Genomic DNA, 15,169 nt, shown 5'->3' with positions numbered 1-15,169 from the left:
ACCGCAAACGTAGGAACGACCCTCGGCACCGCCACGCTGACCGGGCCGGGTCCGCTCCGTGAACACCCGGATGCCGTAGCCGATCCCGGCCGTCGCCGCCGCGTCGCCGTCGTAGGCGCGGGGCGTCAGTCGGCCGGCAGTGTCGGCTGCACCTGCCGCAGGAACGTGGCGTTGTCCGGCGTCCGGCGCAGCCGCTCCAGCAGGGTCTCCAGGCCGGACTGCCCGTCCCGGGTCCCCAGGGCCCGCCGCAGCCCGCGCACGGCGGTCGCCTCGGCGGCGGAGAGCAGGAGTTCCTCGCGCCGGGTGCCCGAGCCGATCACCTCCACGGCCGGGAAGACCCGGCGGGAGGCCAGCTCCCGGCTCAGCCGCAGTTCCATGTTGCCGGTGCTCTTGAGTTCCTCGAAGTAGAAGTCGTCGGCCCGCGAACCGGTCTCCACCAAGGCGGTGGCGAGGATGGTCAGGGAGCCGCCCTCCTCCGCCTTGCGGGCCGCGCCGAAGAAGCGCTTGGGTCCGAGCAGCGCCCCGGCGTCGACGCCGCCGCTGAGCGTGCGGCCACCCGAGGCGGCGGCGTTGTTGTGCGCCCTGCACAGCCGGGTGAGGGAGTCGAGGAGGATGACGACGTCCTCCCCGGCCTCGACGAGCCGCTTGGCCCGCTCGATCACCAGCTCGGCGAGCGCGATGTGCTGCTTGGCGCTCTGGTCGAAGGTCGAGGAGTACACCTCGCCGCGCACCGAGCGCCGCATGTCGGTGACCTCCTCGGGGCGTTCGTCGAGCAGCACCACCATCAGCCGGGACTCGGGGTGGTTGCCCGCGACCGCGGCGGCGATCTGCTGGAGGAGGACGGTCTTGCCGGTCTTCGGCGGAGCGACGATCAGGCCGCGCTGGCCCTTGCCGAGCGGGGCGATCAGATCGGTGACGCGTCCGGTGAGGCCGGCCGCCGGGTGTTCGAGCCGCAGCCGCTCGTGCGGGTGCAGCGGGGTCAGGTCGGCGAAGTGCCGCCGCTTGACCCGCCGGTCGGGCGTGCGGCCGTTGACGCGGACGACGTCGGTCAGGGTGCGCCGCTCGCCGCACACCCCTTCGACGAGGTCGCCCTTGCGCAGCCCGTGCCGGCGGATCAACGCGGCCGGGAGGGTGAGGTCGGAGGGCTCGGGATGCAGGCTCCTGCCTCGCAGACGCCCCTTCCCGCCCGCTTCGATGTCGAGGACACCGCTGGCGATCTCGGTCGGGGACTGCTGCACAGGGGGGTGTTCGAGTGTGGTGGTCATGGTGGTCGGTCCTTTCGAGGACGCCGGCATGGGACATGCGGAAGGGAAGGGGGGAAGCCGCGCGAGGGGTCGGACGACACGCCTCCGGACGGCGGGAACAGCACCTCGGACACGGCGGGGATGAGGTCCCTGCTCACGAGGTTGTGCTGAGAAGCGGACGCGCCGGTCGCATCAGGACGAGCGGATCCGTGAACCGAAGGAAAACTGGCACCGGCGCCCCGATCGAGGGGGCGTACACAAGTGCTGACTGCACCGTACCACGGGCCTGTGCGCCGCGGGGGTGGGGCGGGACAGATCGCGTCCCACCCCATGCAACGCGGCCGGTCCGAAGGCTATTCCGTCCTTCTTCCGCGATGTGCCGTGCCGGGCTCAGCCGGCCGAGCCCGCCCGCGTCTCCCGCGTCTCCCGTGCCTCCTCGGCGATCCGCTCGAACTGCGCGGCCATGGCGGTCTGCAGGGCCTGTGCGCCCGAGAGCGGGCGCACCATCACCGTCAGTTCGTCGATGCGGCCGGACGCGTCGAGGTGCAGGAAGTCGCAGCCGTTGATCTCCCGGTCGCCCACCCGCGCCGTGAAGACCAGCGCGTGGTCGCGGCCGTCCGCTTCTCCGATGACGCGTTCGTAGCGGAAGTCCTCGAAGACGCGCTCGACCGCGCGCAGGATCGCCACCGTGATCGCCTTGCCCCGGTAGGGCTTGAAGACGACGGGGCTGGAGAACACCACGTCGTCGGCCAGCAGTGCTTCGACGGCGTCCAGGTCGTGTGCCTCGACCGCCGCGCGGAATGCCCGCATCGCCACTCCTTCATACGGAACTATTACTGAACTATTTGAATAGGTGTGGAGTAGAGTAGTCGCCGTGCCCCGTGCTTGCTAGCGTGTCGACATGTCTCTCAAGTACGCCGTCCTGGCCGCCCTGCTGGAGGGCGAGGCCTCGGGCTACGAGCTGTCCAAGGTGTTCGACGTGTCGCTCGCCAACTTCTGGCCCGCCACGCCGCAGCAGCTCTACCGGGAGCTGGAGCGCCTCGCGGGCGACGGACTCATCGAGGCCCGCACCGTGCCGCAGGAACGCAGGCCCACCAAGCGGCTGTTCTCGCTCACCGAGGCGGGCCGGGAGCAGCTGGGCGTCTTCGCGGCGGAGCCGACCCGGCGGCCCACCGCCATCCGCGACGAGTTCCTGATCAAGATGCAGGCCATGGACGGCGTCGACCCGGCGGCGGTCCGCGCGCTGGTCGAGGAGCGCAGGGCCTGGGCGCTGGGCAAGCTCGCCCGCTACGAGCGGGTGCGTGCACGCCTCCTGGACGGCCGCACCGAGGAGGAGCACCTCCGGGAGGCCGCCCGCGTCGGGCCCTACCTCACCCTGGCCGCCGGGATCGCGTTCGAGCGGGAGAACGCCCGCTGGTGCGAGTACGCGCTCACCGTACTCGCCGGGCGCCGCGCCCCCGCGGGGCCCGCCGGACAGCCCCTAGGCTGACCGGATGTTCAGCCCCGAAGGCCCCACCCTGCGCGAACTCGCCGTCCAGGCACTGTCGTCGGTCGAGCGCGGCTACGACCTGCTCGCCCCGAAGTTCGACCACACCCCGTACCGGACGCCGGGCCGGGTGCTGGACGCCGTGGCCCGCGCGCTGGAGCCGCTGGGCCCCTTCGACGCCGGACTCGACCTGTGCTGCGGCACCGGCGCGGGCCTGGACGTGCTGGCCCGGGTGTGCGAACGGCGTGTGACCGGGGTGGACTTCAGTGCGGGGATGCTGGAGGTCGCGCGCGGGCGCACCCCGCCGCGCGGCCCGGCGGTGTCCTGGGTGCGTGCGGACGCCCGCGCCCTGCCGTTCGGCCCCGCCTTCGACCTCGTGGTGAGCTTCGGGGCGTTCGGGCACTTCCTGCCCCGCGAACTGCCGGGCCTGTTCGGCCAGGTGCGCTCCGTGCTGCGGCCGGACGGCTGCTTCGCCTTCCCCGTCGTCGCCCCGCCCCGCCCCGGCTCACCGGGGTACTGGATGCTGCTCGGCTTCGACGCCGCGATGCGGGTGCGCAACGCGCTGTGGCGGCCGCCGTTCGTCATGTACTACCGCACGTTCCGGCTCGGGGACGTGGGACGGGAGCTGTCCCGCGCCGGTTTCCGGGCGGACCTGCACGCCCTGCCGGAGTTCGGGCGCCGCCCCGACGGCAGCCCGCGGGTCCGGCTGGTCGTGGCCCGGCGACTCCCGTAGCGCGCCGGGTCAGCCGGCCGCCGGCAGGGTGAACTCGTAGACCAGGGCGTCCTGGCGGGTGTCCACCAGGAGGTCGGTGATCTCCAGCGGTCGCGCGTACTGGTCGTGCACCCGCCGCACCACCCGGACCGACGCGGTGTCGGGCTGGAGCGTGATGGTGTCCCGGTGATGCAGCGTCAGGCCCGCCCGGCGCATCCAGTCGTAGGCCCGGCGCAGCTGCGCGCGGGCGACCCCGTCGGCCCGGTCGCGGTAGCGGGCCAGTTCCTCGACCTCGGCGAGTGCCACCGCGGAAAACGATGTCACCGCCGTCCGCCTGCCGTCGCCTCCGGCCGCCGCCGACGTGTAGTGGTGCATCAGCGTCGGCCGGCCCGGCACCAGCCCCAGCGCCGCGGAGTGCTCCGGCGGCGGCGTCCCCCAGACGACGGTGGCACGGTCGCCGGTGCGCGGCTCCGCCGCCCGGGCGCCGACGGGGAAGACCAGGGGCGCCGCACTCCCGGCGGGCTGCCCCGGCAGGGCGACGTGGCTGCCCCGCCGGTCGGTGGTGAGCAGGCCGTCCCTGCGCAGCACGTCCAGCGCCTGCCGCACGGTCTCCCGGCTGACTCCGAAGTGCTCCGCCAGCCGGCGCTCGCCGGGCAGCCGTTCCCCCGGCGGGACGGTCCCGTCACGCAGCTCGCCGAGCAGTTGGTCCGCCACCCGCCGGTACAGGGGCGGCCGGGTGTCGGCGGGCGACGGGTCGGCGGGGGCCAGGTCGACGGGGGAAGGGTCGTGCGGGGTGGTGCGGGCCATGCCGCGCCTCCTGTTGATGACGTACGGTAGCCGCGCGGGCTCGGTGCGCCACCAGGATTACCATTGGTCTAAACCAGCTGGGAAGACCGGTCCGCCGGTTCGGCCGAAACACCACCCACGGACCTCAGGCGTAACGGCTCAGCCAGCGCAGTTTGGCGGCCTCCTGGAACGGCCCGCCGCCCTCGTGATCGTTGAAGTCGTACACCTCGATCGTCTTGTCCTCGTGCGTCCAGGCGTTGAACGCGGCGAAAACGGTCGACGGCGGGCAGGTCTGGTCCTCCAGGGCGGCCGAGAACAGCGCCGGTGCCCGGCCCCGCGCCGCGAAGTGCACGCCGTCGAAGTAGGACAGCGTGCGCAGCGCGTCCCCGGTCCGGCCGCGGTGCGTCTTCAGGTACAGGCCCACCTCGCGGTAGGGGTGCCGGTCGGTGAGCGTGGTCGCGCGCGGGAAGTCGCACAGGAACGGCACGTCCGGCGCGACGGCGACCAGGTCCGGCACCAGGCCGCCCACCGCGATCGTGATGCCGCCGCCCTGGCTCGCACCCAGTGCGACCGTGCGGGACGGGTCGGCCAGCGGGTGGGAGCGGGCCGCCTCGACGGCGCGCACGGCGTCGGTGAAGACCCGGCGGTAGTAGTAGTTCTCCGGAGCGTCCAGGCCGCGGGTCATGAACCCCGGGTACGCGGGTGTGCCGCCGACGGGGTCCGCGGTGCCGCCACCGCCGCCCCAGGCGCTGCCCTGACCGCGGGTGTCCATCACGAAGTGGGCCCGGCCGGTGGACGCCCACAGCAGGTGCTCGTGCGGCAGCCCGCGCCCGCCGCCGTACCCGACGAACTCCACCACCAGCGGCAGCGGCTTGGCCGCCGCGGACGGCAGGGTCAGCCAGCCCTTCACCGGGTGACCGCCGAACCCGGCGAACGTCACGTCGTACACCAGCACCGTGGACAGTCCCGTGTCGACCGGTTCGAAGCGGGCGTCCAGGTCGTGCTCTCGGGCCCGGGCGAGCGTCTCGCCCCAGAAGGCGTCGAAGTCCTCTGGCTCGGCCGACGCGCTGCGGTAGGCGCGCAGTTCGTCGAGCGGAAGGTCGAACAGGGCCATCGAGAACCGCCTTTGCGGGGAGACGCGGCAGACCGTGCGGATGATCACACGGTACGTGAGCGGTTCGCGGGGACGCCAGGTCCGGCCGTGCTCGGGACGCGCGCGGGCGGGGGAGACGTCAGGCCCGGCGGTGGGTCCACCGCGGCTCGGTGAGCGCCCAGTCGCGGTCCCACTCCGCCATGCGGCGGCGCAGCGCCACCGCCCGCACGGCGCGGTGCGCGAGCAGCACCGTGAGCGCCGTCCCGATGGTGGTGAACGAGCCGAGGGTGGCACTGTGCTGCCAGATCTCGGCACCGTCCGACGGCGGGGGCACGCTTTGGCCGCGGGAGTCCAGCCACACGTCGACGGTGTCACCGTGCCGGGTGCCGGCCGGCACCCGGGCCGTGGTGCTCTTCTCCGTACCGTCCGCCGCCTTCCAGTGGACGGTCGCCCGGTACGAGTGCTGTGCGCCGAGCTGTTCCGTCGACAGGGTGGCGATGGACCGGTCCACCACCGTGGCACGGACGTGGTCCCGCTCGGCCCGCTGCTCGGCGACGATCGCCCGGGCCTGGCCGTAGCCCCACCACGCGGTGGCGGCACCCAGCAGCGGCGCGGCCACGAACAGCAGGAGGGCGACGACCACTGTGATCCACGCCTCGACGACGTCCGACCGGCGCCGAAGAGGATTGCGCCGCCAGCGCCAGCCGCGTACCCGGGTTCGCATGTCGACCTCCCCGCGATCACCGCGACCGGAGGGGCGAACGGACGGCCGTCGAGCGCGGGGGCCGCCGCGCCTTCGTGTCGCGCCACGTGTGCGAGTGCCCGCACTGGACTGGTACCCAGTCCTGCGGTCCTCGCTCACGCACCGGGCGGATCAGCCGAAGCGTTCGATCCGGATCCGGTCCACCGGCTGTCCGGCCGCCACCAGCAGGCGCGAGGCGTGTTCCGCGAACGCGTTGGACCCGCACACGTAGGCCTCCCAGCCGCCGGCGGGCGGCTCGGACAGGAGCGGCGCCAGGTGCGCGGCGGCCAGCCGGCCCACGGGCGTCCCGGCCGGCGCGGTGCGGGTGAACACGGGCGTCGTCTCCGCGCCGAACTCACCGGCGTAGATCAGTTCCTCGGGGCCGCGCGCCGACACGAGCAGGCGCAGCGGCACCGTCAGGCCCCTGGCCCGGTGGTGCCGCACCATCGACATCAGCGGTACGACGCCGGAACCGGCGCCGAGCAGCAGGGCGGGCCGGTCGCCCGGCCAGGCGAAGAAGCCGCTGAGCGGGCCGCGCACCTCGATCTCGTCGCCGGGCCGCGCCACCGTGTGGAACCAGCCGGACACCTCCCCGTCCGGCACCCGGTCGAGGGTCAGCTCGATGTGCCCGGACTCGTCCGGGGCGGACGCCAGCGAGTAGTGGCGCTGCGCCCGGTAGCCGTCCTCGGCGGTGAGCCGCAGCATCAGGTGCTGGCCGGGCAGGTGTCCCGCCCAGCCGGGCACGGCGAAGCGGAAGGTCGACGCGCGGGGCGTCTCGCGGCGGATCTCGGTGAGGGTGGCCGTCTGCCACGTCCCGGCCACCCGGCCGTTCACCTCGATGCGTCCGGGCACGGCGAACCGCGTCGGGGGAGTGACGGCTCCCGCCGTGTGCGTGGCTGTCTCAGTCACCGGAGTACCGCTGCTCCTCCCAGGGATTGCCGCGCGCGTGGTAGCCGTTCTGCTCCCAGAAGCCCGGCTCGTCGTGGTCGAGGAGTTCCAGCCCCGCGATCCACTTCACGCTCTTCCAGAAGTACAGGTGCGGCACCACCAGCCGTGCCGGGCCGCCGTGCTCGGGGGCGAGCGGCTCACCGCCGTACTCCCACACGATCCAGGCCCGCCCGCCGGTGAGGTCGGCCAGCGGCAGGTTCGCGGTGTAGCCGGTGTGCGCGTGGGCGACCGCGTGCGTGGCCGACGGCAGGGGACCCGCGGCGTCCAGGAAGGCGTCCAGGGACACCCCGCCGAACCGCACCCCGAACTTCGACCAGCCGGTGACGCAGTGGATGTCGCCCGCGTACCCGGACGCCGGCAGCAGGCGGGCCTGTGCCAGGTCCCAGGTGCGGGACTCGGCCACCAGACCGCCGACGCGGAAGGTCCAGTCGGCGGGTGCGATCTCGGGCGTGACCTCGGCGGACAGCACGGGCCAGTCGTCGCCCGCGTCGTACTGGCCGGGCGGCAGACCCGGCCGGGCGGCGCGCGGGCGCCCGGTGAAGCCTCGGGTGGTGTTCATGCGGTGGAGCCTTTCGGGCCGCCGGGGCGGGCTGCCCGCGGCCGGCGTGATCTGTGCGTACCCGTCAACGGTACGTGTCCCCGGCGCCGCTCAGTCCCGGTCCCCGCCCGGGGCCGCGCCCGGCCACGCGTTGTACCGCTCCAGATACGCGGCGAAGCGGAGCAGGTCCTCCTCGGGCCAGTCGGCGAGCCGCTCCCGGAAGGCGGTCCTGCGGCGCTCGGTGACCCGGTCCAGGGCGTGCCGTCCGGACTCGGTGAGGTGCAGGACCTGGACGCGCTGGTCGTCCGGGTCGACGCGCCGCTCGATCAGCCCGGCACGCTCCAGCGCGGACACCTGGCGGCTGACGGTGGACTTGTCCAGGGCGTAGTGGGCGGCCAGGTCCGTGGCCCGGCGCCCGTCCCGCTCCTCCAGATGACCCAGCAGCGTGTACGACACCAGCGACAGCTCCGGGTGCATGCGTCCCGCCGAGGCGCGAGCCCGGCGGGCGAAGGCCGTCATCTCGCGCTGGATGCTCTCCACGGCCGCGTCCGCGGGGCCTTGGCCGGGGACGGCGGTCGTTCCGCCCGGTTTCTCGGCAGCCGTCACGGTTCCTCCTCCGCATCGCTGGTTGCACAGTACAACTTTGACCGGGAAGTTGCGCGAGTCAACCATGTGCGGGAGGCCGCCGGCGTCTGATCATTGGGGTAGTGTGACCGGCGGCCGCGGACCGCCCCGGCCGCCGGACGACTGGGAGGTGAGACCGATTACCGCTGTGTCGGCCCGGGTGCTCTCACCTCACGGCAGTGCGGTCACCGGAGACGAGTGACCGGGAGAGCGCCCTTCGGTTCCCGAAAGGCTCTCGGCTTCCATGCCTTCCACCTTCCCCGCTTCACCCACCCCCGCGTCCTCCCCGGACCTCTCCTCCCTCTTCTCGGCGTCCCTCCCGTCGCCTGACGCCGTCGTGGCCGCGCTGCGTGCCGCAGGCTGCGTCTTCGCCGAGGACGAGGCCGCGCTCATCCTGAGCGCCGCCCGCACCGCCGCGGAACTCACCGCCCTGGTCGACCGCCGCGTCACCGGCCTGCCCCTCGAACTCGTCCTGGGCTGGGCCGAGTTCCGCGGCCTGCGCATCGCGGTGGCACCCGGTGTCTTCGTGCCCCGCCGCCGGACCGAGTTCCTGGTGTCGCGGGCCCTGGCCCACGCGCCGCACGCGAACGTCGTCGTGGACCTGTGCTGCGGGTCCGGGGCCGTCGGCGCGGCCCTGGCCGCCGCCCTCGACCGTCCCGAGGTGCACGCCGCCGACGTCGATCCCACCGCGGTGCGCTGCGCCCGCGGCAACCTCGCGGACGCGGGCGGCCGGGTGTACGCCGGTGACCTGTTCGACGCGCTGCCCGACGCGGTGCGCGGCCGGGTGGACATCCTCGCGGCCAACGTGCCGTACGTCCCCACCGGGGAGGTCGCCCTGCTGCCCGCCGAGGCCCGCGAGCACGAACCGCTGGTCGCCCTGGACGGCGGCACCGACGGCCTCGACGTGCTGCGCCGGGTCGCGGCAGCGGCGCCCGGCTGGCTCGCCCCGGGCGGCTGCCTGCTGGCCGAGACCAGTGAGCGACAGGCGCCCGACGCCGTCGCCGCCTTCACCCGGGCCGGTCTGACGACCCGCCTCGCGGTCTGCGAGGAGCTGTACGCCCATGTGGTGATCGGCGTCAGGGTCTGACCCGCCGCGCCCCGTACCGCTGGTCCGGCGGCGTGGCCCGGGCGATCAGCAGGGCCACGTCGTCGGAGTTCTCCGGCTCGTGCAGGGTGCGCAGCAGCAGGTCGCAGACCTCCTCCAGCGGGCGGTCCGGACCCTCCAGCAGGGCGAGGAGCGCGTCCAGCCGCTCGTCCAGCGGATGTCCGCGCGTCTCGACCAGGCCGTCCGTGTAGAAGACCAGCCGGTCGCCCGGCTCCAGGCCGACCTCGGTGGTGGAGAAGGCGACGCCGCCCACCCCGAGCGGCACCCCGGTGGGCAGGTCGAGCAGCTCGGGCGGGTGACCGGCCCGCAGGCGGACCGGGGGCAGGTGCCCGGCGTTGGCGATCAGGCAGCGCCGCCGGTGCGGGTCGTGGACGGCGTACAGGCAGGTGGCGATGGCCTGGTCGAGGCCCGCCGTGGTCCGCTCCAGGTGTCCGAGCAGCTGCGCGGGGTCCAGTTCGAGGGCGGCCAGGGTGTTCGTCGCGGTGCGCAGCCGCCCCATGGAGGCCGCCGCCGCGATGCCGCTGCCCATCACGTCGCCCACCACCAGCGCGGTCCTGCCGCCCGCCAGCTCGATCACGTCGAACCAGTCGCCGCCGACCTCGCTGGTGCCCCCGGCCGGCTGGTAGCGGGAGGCGACCTCGAGCCCGCCGGTCACCGGCGGATGGCTGGGCAGCAGGCTGCGCTGGAGGGTGAGGGCGGTGTCGCGGGCGTTCTGGTACCAGCGGGCGTTGTCGATCTGGAGCGCCGCCCGCGCCGCCAGCTCACGGGCCAGCAGCAGGTCGTCCTCGTCGAACGGCAGGGGGTTGGTGGTCCGCTTCAGGTCCAGGGCACCGAGCACCTCGCCCCGCGCGATCAGCGGCACCGCCAGGTACGAGTGGACGCCCGCCCGGCGCAGCAGCTCGGCCGCCTCCGGCGAGCGGGCGACGCGCCCCAGGTCCTCCCGTGCCACTCGCGCCATCATCACCGGCCGACCGGTGCGCACGCACTCGGTGACCAGGCGGTCCGGCCCGTACCGGGCGACCCGGCCGGGCGGGTCGGCCGCCCGCAGCGCGTCCCCGGAGTCGTCGTCGGCGCGCACGGCCAGCGCCCTGATCACCGCCGGTTCGGCGGGTCCCAGTGTGCTGGGCCGGCCCTCGACCACGGCGTCCAGCAGGTCCACGGCGGCGATGTCGGCGAGGCCCGGCACGGCCACGTCGGCCAGCTCGTACGCGGTGCGGTCCAGTCGCAGCGTGGTGCCGATCCGGGCGGAGGCGTCCGCGACGGCGGCGAGTCGGCGCCGCGCGCTCTCGGCCTCGGCCGCCGTCCGGTACTGCTCGGTGACGTCGACGACCGAGACGGCCACGCCCAGTACGGCACCCAGGGCGTCCTCCAGCCGGTACAGCGAGACCGACCAGACGTGCTCCTCGTCCGGATGGGCGGGGGTTCGCCCGGTCACGGGCCGGTCGACGACCGGCCGCCCGGTCTCCAGCACCTCGCGCGCCGCCCCCTCCATCGAGTCGGCGTCCACCTGCGGCAGCAGCTCACGGATCGTCCGGCCGAGGTGCTCCTCGGCGGGAATGCCGTTGAGCCGCTCCAGGGACGGGTTGACCGAGACGTACCGCAACTCGGGGTCCAGGACGGCCAGACCGATCGGGGACTGCATGATCACCCTGGTGGACAGGGCGACGTCCCGCTCCAGCCTGCGGACCATCGACTGGTCGGCCGCGAGCCCGAGGGCGTAGACGTCCCCGCGGTCGTCGAGCAGGCGCATGTTGCGGAACTCCACCAGCCGGGTGCCGCCGTCCTTGTGCCGGACGGGGAAGGCACCGGCCCAGCTCCGGCCGGTCCTCATGACGTCCTCGAACAGCTTCACCACCAGGTCGAGATGGCGTTCGTGGACCATGATGCGGGCGGCGTACCGCCCCAGCGCCTCCGGCGCGGTGTAGCCGAACAGCTCCTCGGCCTGCGGGCTCCACAGGACGATCCGGCCCTCGGAGTCCAGCACGATCGAGGCCACGTTCAACAGGTCGAGCAGCCCGCTGGGCCGCACCGGGCCGTGCGGCGACGGCTCGCCCTCGAACCCAGCAGACCCCGCTGCACTCATCCCACGCCCCGCCTTCGCCGTTCGACGCGGCACGCCCTGCCTTGCCGACCCCCTCGTTCTACCGCGTTCCACCGCGCACGGGGCCGGTCCGTCAGGGCGCCGCCGTCTCCTCCCAGCATCTCCCCGCGGGCCGGGGACCGCCGCACGAAGCGCGCCGAGCGGGGCCGGGGTCGTCTGGGAGGCGTCCGGCCTTGGTCTGTACATGACTCTGCGGACGGTCCAGACTGTGCGCCGAGTGCCTCACGCCCGTACGCCCTCACGCCCGCCCCTGCCGCCAGGCCACCCCCACCGAGGAGCCCCCATGCCCCTGCGTGCCCGGCAACGTTGTCACGCCGCCCTGACCGGTCTCGCCGTCCTCACCCTCTCCCTCTGCCTCGCGGGTCCGGCGACGGCGGAAACCCCGGCCCCCGCGGCCGGCGCCGCCGACACCTGGACCGAGGTGGGCTCCGACCGGGCCGACCCGCTGACCGAGAGCCAGGGCCTGGCCTCCGTGGAGGTCCCGGCGGGCAGCCCCAACCGCTACACCGGCATAGGCACCATCCCGCTCGGCCTCAGCACCCGCGGCTGGAACCACGTCGGCGACCCCGACGCCTCCTACGACGGCCACTACGTCGAGCCGTACCAGCGCGACGACGGGAACACGAAGATGTTCCGCGTGCAGGCACCGGACGGGACCTGGTCGGAGTACGTGCACACACTGAGCCCCGGCGAGGCGCTGAACAACTCGTGGTCCGCCGTCTCGCCCGACGGGCAGTGGATGCTGGCGGGGGAGTGGGGCACGATGAACCGGCTGCTGGTCTTCCCGAACCCCGGCGTCAACCCCGCCACCTCGCCCTCGGCGAACCTCCCGCAGGCGGCCACCGTCCACCTGGACCACGCCGTACGCGACGTCCAGGGCTGCGACTTCCTGGACGCCACCACGCTGCTGTGCTCCTCCGACGACCCGGAGGGCACGCTCTTCGGCATCACCAAGCCGCTCCTGCGGATCGACCTGTCGGCGGCGCCGAACGGCACCGCCGACGTCTCCGGACACGTCACCGCGCTGCGGCAGCTGCCCCTGCGCAGCGCCTGCTCCGGGAGCTTCGAGGCGGAGGGCGTCGACTACGACCGGCGTACCGGCACCCTGCGCGTGATCGTCGTGTCGCCCGGCTTCTGCGTGCTCACCGACAGCAAGACGTACCGGTTCACCAGGGGCTGACCCGGCCCCTTCGCGCCGGGCGGCCGGTGGTGCTTTTCTGGTGGTATCGGCGAGAGCGGTTTCGGCCATGACCACGAGAGGGAGCGATCACGATGGACGGTGAGCGACTGCATCCCGAGTCCGTCTCGGTGGAGCTGAGCGGATGCAGCAAGGAGGACGCCCGGACCGTGTTCGACACCCTGTGCGCGTGCTTCTCCTCCGACCGGCACGCCGGTGACGTGACCCGGGAGTACGACGAGGTGCGCCCGACCGTGTGGCTCGGCACCTTCGACGTGGCCGACGAGCAGCCGGGCGAGTGCGACCCCGCCCGGCTCGGGGCGTCCGTGGAGGCGGACGCGCAGGGCGGCTACTGGGCGGTCGAGAGGCTCCGCACCACCCTGGACTCCCTGTTCACCGTGCACGACCTGAGCCAGACCTCCGGGGACCAGGAGCGGGAACTGCACGTACGGCTCGAGAGCCGCTGAGCCGGTCCCGCCCGGTGCGGTGAGGCGTGCGCCACCCCTTTGTGCAACTAGTTGCACAAAGGGGTGGCCGTCCTCTACAACAGAGGCACGTCACCGCGCACGGAGGGGCCCGATGAGCCGTTACCCGCACCTGCTGAGCCCGCTCGACCTGGGCTTCACCACGCTCCCCAACCGGGTCCTGATGGGCTCCATGCACGTCGGCCTGGAGGAAGCGGAGCGCGGTTTCGAGCGCATGGCCGCCTTCTACGCCGCCCGGGCCCGCGGGGGAGTGGGGCTGATCGTCACCGGCGGCATCGCCCCCAACGACGAGGGCCGCCCGTACGAGGGCGGCGCCAAGCTCACCACCGCGGCGGAGGCGGACCAGCACCGGGTCGTCACGGAGGCCGTGCACCGCGAGGGCGGCCGGATCGCCCTCCAGATCCTGCACTTCGGCCGCTACGCCTACCACGCCGACCTGGTCGCCCCGAGCCCCCTCCAGGCGCCGATCAGCCCCCATGTGCCCCGCGAGCTGACCGACGCCGACATCGAGCGCACCGTCGACGACTACGTCCGCACCGCCCGCCTCGCCCGCGAGGCCGGGTACGACGGTGTCGAGATCATGGGCTCCGAGGGCTACCTCATCAACGAGTTCATCGCCGCGCGGACCAACCACCGCGCCGACCGCTGGGGCGGCTCCTACGAGAACCGCACGCGCTTCCCCGTCGAGATCGTCCGCCGGGTGCGCGAGGCGGTCGGCGAGGACTTCATCGTGATCTACCGCCTGTCCATGCTCGACCTGGTGCCCGGCGGCTCCACCCTCGACGAGGTCACCACCCTCGCCAAGGCCGTCGAGACCGCCGGAGCCACGATCATCAACACCGGCATCGGCTGGCACGAGGCCCGCATCCCCACCATCGCCACCTCCGTGCCCCGCGGCGCCTACACCTGGGTCACCAAGCGGCTGATGGGCCAGGTGTCCGTCCCGCTCGTCACCACCAACCGCATCAACACCCCCGAGGTGGCCGAGGCACTGCTCGCCGAGGGCACGGCCGACATGGTCTCCATGGCCCGCCCGATGCTCGCCGACCCCGACTTCGTCGCCAAGGCCGCGGCCGGCCGCCCCGAGGCCATCAACACCTGCATCGGCTGCAACCAGGCCTGCCTGGACCACACGTTCAGCGGCAAGATCACCTCCTGCCTGGTCAACCCGCGCGCCTGCCACGAGACCGAGCTGGTCCTGTCCCCGACCCGGCGGCGCAAGCGCGTGGCCGTCGTCGGCGCCGGACCGGCCGGGCTCGCCTGCGCGGTGAGCGCCGCCGAACGCGGCCACGAGGTCACCCTGTACGACGCCGCGAGCGAGATCGGCGGACAGCTGAACGTCGCCCGCCAGGTCCCCGGCAAGCAGGAGTTCGACGAGACGCTGCGCTACTTCCGCACCCAGCTCGCGGCACACGGCGTCGACGTGCGCCTGAACACCCGCGTCGGCGTGGACGACCTCACCGGCCACGACGAGGTCGTCGTCGCCACCGGCGTCACCCCCCGCACGCCGGACATCCCCGGCGTCGACCACCCCTCCGTCGTCGGCTACCTCGACGTCCTGCGCGACGGCGCCCCCGTCGGCGAGCGCGTCGCGATCCTCGGCGCGGGCGGGATCGGCTTCGACGTCGCCGAGTACCTCACCGACGGCGGCGACAAGGCGCACGAGGACCCGGAGACGTACTTCCGCCTCTGGGGCGTCGACACCGGCTACCGCGCCCCCGGCGGCCTCGCCGCGCCCGAACGTCCCGCACCGCCGCGCACCGTCCACCTGCTCCAGCGCAAGACGTCCAAGGTCGGCGCGGGACTGGGCAAGACCACCGGCTGGATCCACCGCACCGAGCTGAAGCACCGCGGCGTCACCATGGTCCCGGGCGTCCGCTACGACCGGATCGACGACGCCGGGCTGCACATCACCGTCGGCGACGAGTCCACCGTGCTGGAGGTCGACACGGTCGTCCTGTGCACCGGCCAGGAGCCGAGCCGGGGCCTGTACGACGACCTGATCGCCGCCGGACACAGCGCACACCTCATCGGCGGCGCCGACGTGGCCGCCGAACTGGACGCCAAGCGCGCCGTCAAGCAGGGCACCGAGCTGGCGGCGGCGCTGTAGGGCCGCGTGGGCCGGAAG

General features: G+C 73.7%; 15 protein-coding genes. 6 read left to right on the top strand and 9 right to left on the bottom strand.

The features are described from left to right. Positions 1 to 125 precede the first annotated feature (125 nt). Positions 126 to 1,265 (bottom strand): transcription termination factor Rho, encoded by a 1,140-nt coding sequence (rho, locus tag ACGH52_RS05345; protein ID WP_210975431.1) that lies wholly within the window; start codon positions 1,263 to 1,265, stop codon positions 126 to 128. Between the two features lie 369 nt (positions 1,266 to 1,634). Continuing rightward, complete coding sequence (locus tag ACGH52_RS05340; RefSeq protein WP_399937937.1) at positions 1,635 to 2,054, bottom strand: nuclear transport factor 2 family protein; 420 nt, start codon at positions 2,052 to 2,054, stop codon at positions 1,635 to 1,637. A 91-nt stretch (positions 2,055 to 2,145) separates the two neighbouring features. Here ACGH52_RS05340 and ACGH52_RS05335 point away from each other — a divergent pair, with 91 nt between their 5' ends. Together ACGH52_RS05335 and ACGH52_RS05330 are read left to right on the top strand one after the other, a co-directional pair. Next, a complete protein-coding gene (locus tag ACGH52_RS05335) occupies positions 2,146 to 2,733 on the top strand; it encodes a PadR family transcriptional regulator (RefSeq protein WP_210975433.1) in 588 nt (195 codons plus the stop codon). Between the two features lie 4 nt (positions 2,734 to 2,737). After that, positions 2,738 to 3,463, top strand: coding sequence for a class I SAM-dependent methyltransferase (locus tag ACGH52_RS05330; protein WP_399937934.1), 726 nt, complete (start codon positions 2,738 to 2,740; stop codon positions 3,461 to 3,463). Between the two features lie 9 nt (positions 3,464 to 3,472). Here the strand turns inward: ACGH52_RS05330 and ACGH52_RS05325 are convergent, their stop codons facing one another. From ACGH52_RS05325 to ACGH52_RS05300, 6 genes are all read right to left on the bottom strand, one after another. Beyond that, the gene (locus tag ACGH52_RS05325; protein ID WP_399937932.1) at positions 3,473 to 4,249 is read right to left on the bottom strand and encodes a GntR family transcriptional regulator; all 777 of its coding nucleotides are present in this window, start codon (positions 4,247 to 4,249) and stop codon (positions 3,473 to 3,475) included. 124 nt (positions 4,250 to 4,373) lie between these two features. Beyond that, on the bottom strand, positions 4,374 to 5,342 hold the full coding sequence (locus tag ACGH52_RS05320) for an acetylxylan esterase (protein ID WP_399937930.1): 969 nt from the start codon (positions 5,340 to 5,342) through the stop codon (positions 4,374 to 4,376). 118 nt (positions 5,343 to 5,460) lie between these two features. Beyond that, entirely contained in the window at positions 5,461 to 6,045 is a 585-nt protein-coding gene (locus tag ACGH52_RS05315) for a hypothetical protein (protein WP_121700640.1), read from the bottom strand. A 150-nt stretch (positions 6,046 to 6,195) separates the two neighbouring features. Beyond that, positions 6,196 to 6,972: a ferredoxin reductase gene (locus ACGH52_RS05310; RefSeq protein WP_238696585.1), complete on the bottom strand. Its 777-nt coding sequence runs from the start codon at positions 6,970 to 6,972 to the stop codon at positions 6,196 to 6,198. After that, the gene (locus ACGH52_RS05305) at positions 6,965 to 7,570 is read right to left on the bottom strand and encodes a sulfite oxidase-like oxidoreductase (protein WP_121700639.1); all 606 of its coding nucleotides are present in this window, start codon (positions 7,568 to 7,570) and stop codon (positions 6,965 to 6,967) included. The genes ACGH52_RS05310 and ACGH52_RS05305 overlap by 8 nt, the downstream gene beginning before the upstream one ends. 90 nt (positions 7,571 to 7,660) lie before the next feature. Beyond that, the gene (locus ACGH52_RS05300) at positions 7,661 to 8,155 is read right to left on the bottom strand and encodes a MarR family winged helix-turn-helix transcriptional regulator (RefSeq protein WP_076973068.1); all 495 of its coding nucleotides are present in this window, start codon (positions 8,153 to 8,155) and stop codon (positions 7,661 to 7,663) included. Positions 8,156 to 8,417: 262 nt separating this feature from the next. Between ACGH52_RS05300 and ACGH52_RS05295 the strand changes: the two genes are divergently transcribed. Then, the gene (locus tag ACGH52_RS05295) at positions 8,418 to 9,260 is read left to right on the top strand and encodes a putative protein N(5)-glutamine methyltransferase (protein ID WP_399937928.1); all 843 of its coding nucleotides are present in this window, start codon (positions 8,418 to 8,420) and stop codon (positions 9,258 to 9,260) included. On the opposite strand, the gene ACGH52_RS05290 is transcribed toward ACGH52_RS05295, so the two are convergent. Beyond that, positions 9,250 to 11,361 (bottom strand): SpoIIE family protein phosphatase, encoded by a 2,112-nt coding sequence (locus tag ACGH52_RS05290; RefSeq protein WP_399937926.1) that lies wholly within the window; start codon positions 11,359 to 11,361, stop codon positions 9,250 to 9,252. The genes ACGH52_RS05295 and ACGH52_RS05290 overlap by 11 nt on opposite strands. A 301-nt stretch (positions 11,362 to 11,662) precedes the next feature. Between ACGH52_RS05290 and ACGH52_RS05285 the strand changes: the two genes are divergently transcribed. The 3 genes from ACGH52_RS05285 (at position 11,663) to ACGH52_RS05275 (ending at position 15,151) form a co-directional block, all read left to right on the top strand. After that, positions 11,663 to 12,559 carry a hypothetical protein gene (locus ACGH52_RS05285; RefSeq protein ID WP_399937924.1) on the top strand — a complete coding sequence of 299 codons (897 nt, stop codon included), beginning with the start codon at positions 11,663 to 11,665 and terminating at the stop codon, positions 12,557 to 12,559. Positions 12,560 to 12,651: 92 nt separating this feature from the next. Continuing rightward, positions 12,652 to 13,023 (top strand): hypothetical protein, encoded by a 372-nt coding sequence (locus ACGH52_RS05280; RefSeq protein WP_076973064.1) that lies wholly within the window; start codon positions 12,652 to 12,654, stop codon positions 13,021 to 13,023. Positions 13,024 to 13,135: 112 nt separating this feature from the next. After that, on the top strand, positions 13,136 to 15,151 hold the full coding sequence (locus ACGH52_RS05275; protein WP_399937922.1) for an FAD-dependent oxidoreductase: 2,016 nt from the start codon (positions 13,136 to 13,138) through the stop codon (positions 15,149 to 15,151). Positions 15,152 to 15,169: the final 18 nt, after the last annotated feature.

The organism is Streptomyces sp. BBFR25, from assembly GCF_044590125.1.
In the GTDB taxonomy this organism is placed as follows: domain Bacteria; phylum Actinomycetota; class Actinomycetes; order Streptomycetales; family Streptomycetaceae; genus Streptomyces; species Streptomyces canus_D.
The sequence above is the reverse complement of the archived record's forward strand: the minus strand, read 5'-3'. Positions and strand labels throughout refer to the sequence as shown.

What these genes read in the sequence shown, in the direction of transcription:
- rho (WP_210975431.1), bottom strand. Translation starts at nt 1,265, where the DNA reads ATGACCACCACACTCGAACACCCCCCTGTGCAGCAGTCCCCGACCGAG.
- ACGH52_RS05340 (WP_399937937.1), bottom strand. Translation starts at nt 2,054, where the DNA reads ATGCGGGCATTCCGCGCGGCGGTCGAGGCACACGACCTGGACGCCGTC.
- ACGH52_RS05335 (WP_210975433.1), top strand. Translation starts at nt 2,146, where the DNA reads ATGTCTCTCAAGTACGCCGTCCTGGCCGCCCTGCTGGAGGGCGAGGCC.
- ACGH52_RS05330 (WP_399937934.1), top strand. Translation starts at nt 2,738, where the DNA reads ATGTTCAGCCCCGAAGGCCCCACCCTGCGCGAACTCGCCGTCCAGGCA.
- ACGH52_RS05325 (WP_399937932.1), bottom strand. Translation starts at nt 4,249, where the DNA reads ATGGCCCGCACCACCCCGCACGACCCTTCCCCCGTCGACCTGGCCCCC.
- ACGH52_RS05320 (WP_399937930.1), bottom strand. Translation starts at nt 5,342, where the DNA reads ATGGCCCTGTTCGACCTTCCGCTCGACGAACTGCGCGCCTACCGCAGC.
- ACGH52_RS05315 (WP_121700640.1), bottom strand. Translation starts at nt 6,045, where the DNA reads ATGCGAACCCGGGTACGCGGCTGGCGCTGGCGGCGCAATCCTCTTCGG.
- ACGH52_RS05305 (WP_121700639.1), bottom strand. Translation starts at nt 7,570, where the DNA reads ATGAACACCACCCGAGGCTTCACCGGGCGCCCGCGCGCCGCCCGGCCG.
- ACGH52_RS05295 (WP_399937928.1), top strand. Translation starts at nt 8,418, where the DNA reads ATGCCTTCCACCTTCCCCGCTTCACCCACCCCCGCGTCCTCCCCGGAC.
- ACGH52_RS05290 (WP_399937926.1), bottom strand. Translation starts at nt 11,361, where the DNA reads ATGAGTGCAGCGGGGTCTGCTGGGTTCGAGGGCGAGCCGTCGCCGCAC.
- ACGH52_RS05285 (WP_399937924.1), top strand. Translation starts at nt 11,663, where the DNA reads ATGCCCCTGCGTGCCCGGCAACGTTGTCACGCCGCCCTGACCGGTCTC.
- ACGH52_RS05280 (WP_076973064.1), top strand. Translation starts at nt 12,652, where the DNA reads ATGGACGGTGAGCGACTGCATCCCGAGTCCGTCTCGGTGGAGCTGAGC.
- ACGH52_RS05275 (WP_399937922.1), top strand. Translation starts at nt 13,136, where the DNA reads ATGAGCCGTTACCCGCACCTGCTGAGCCCGCTCGACCTGGGCTTCACC.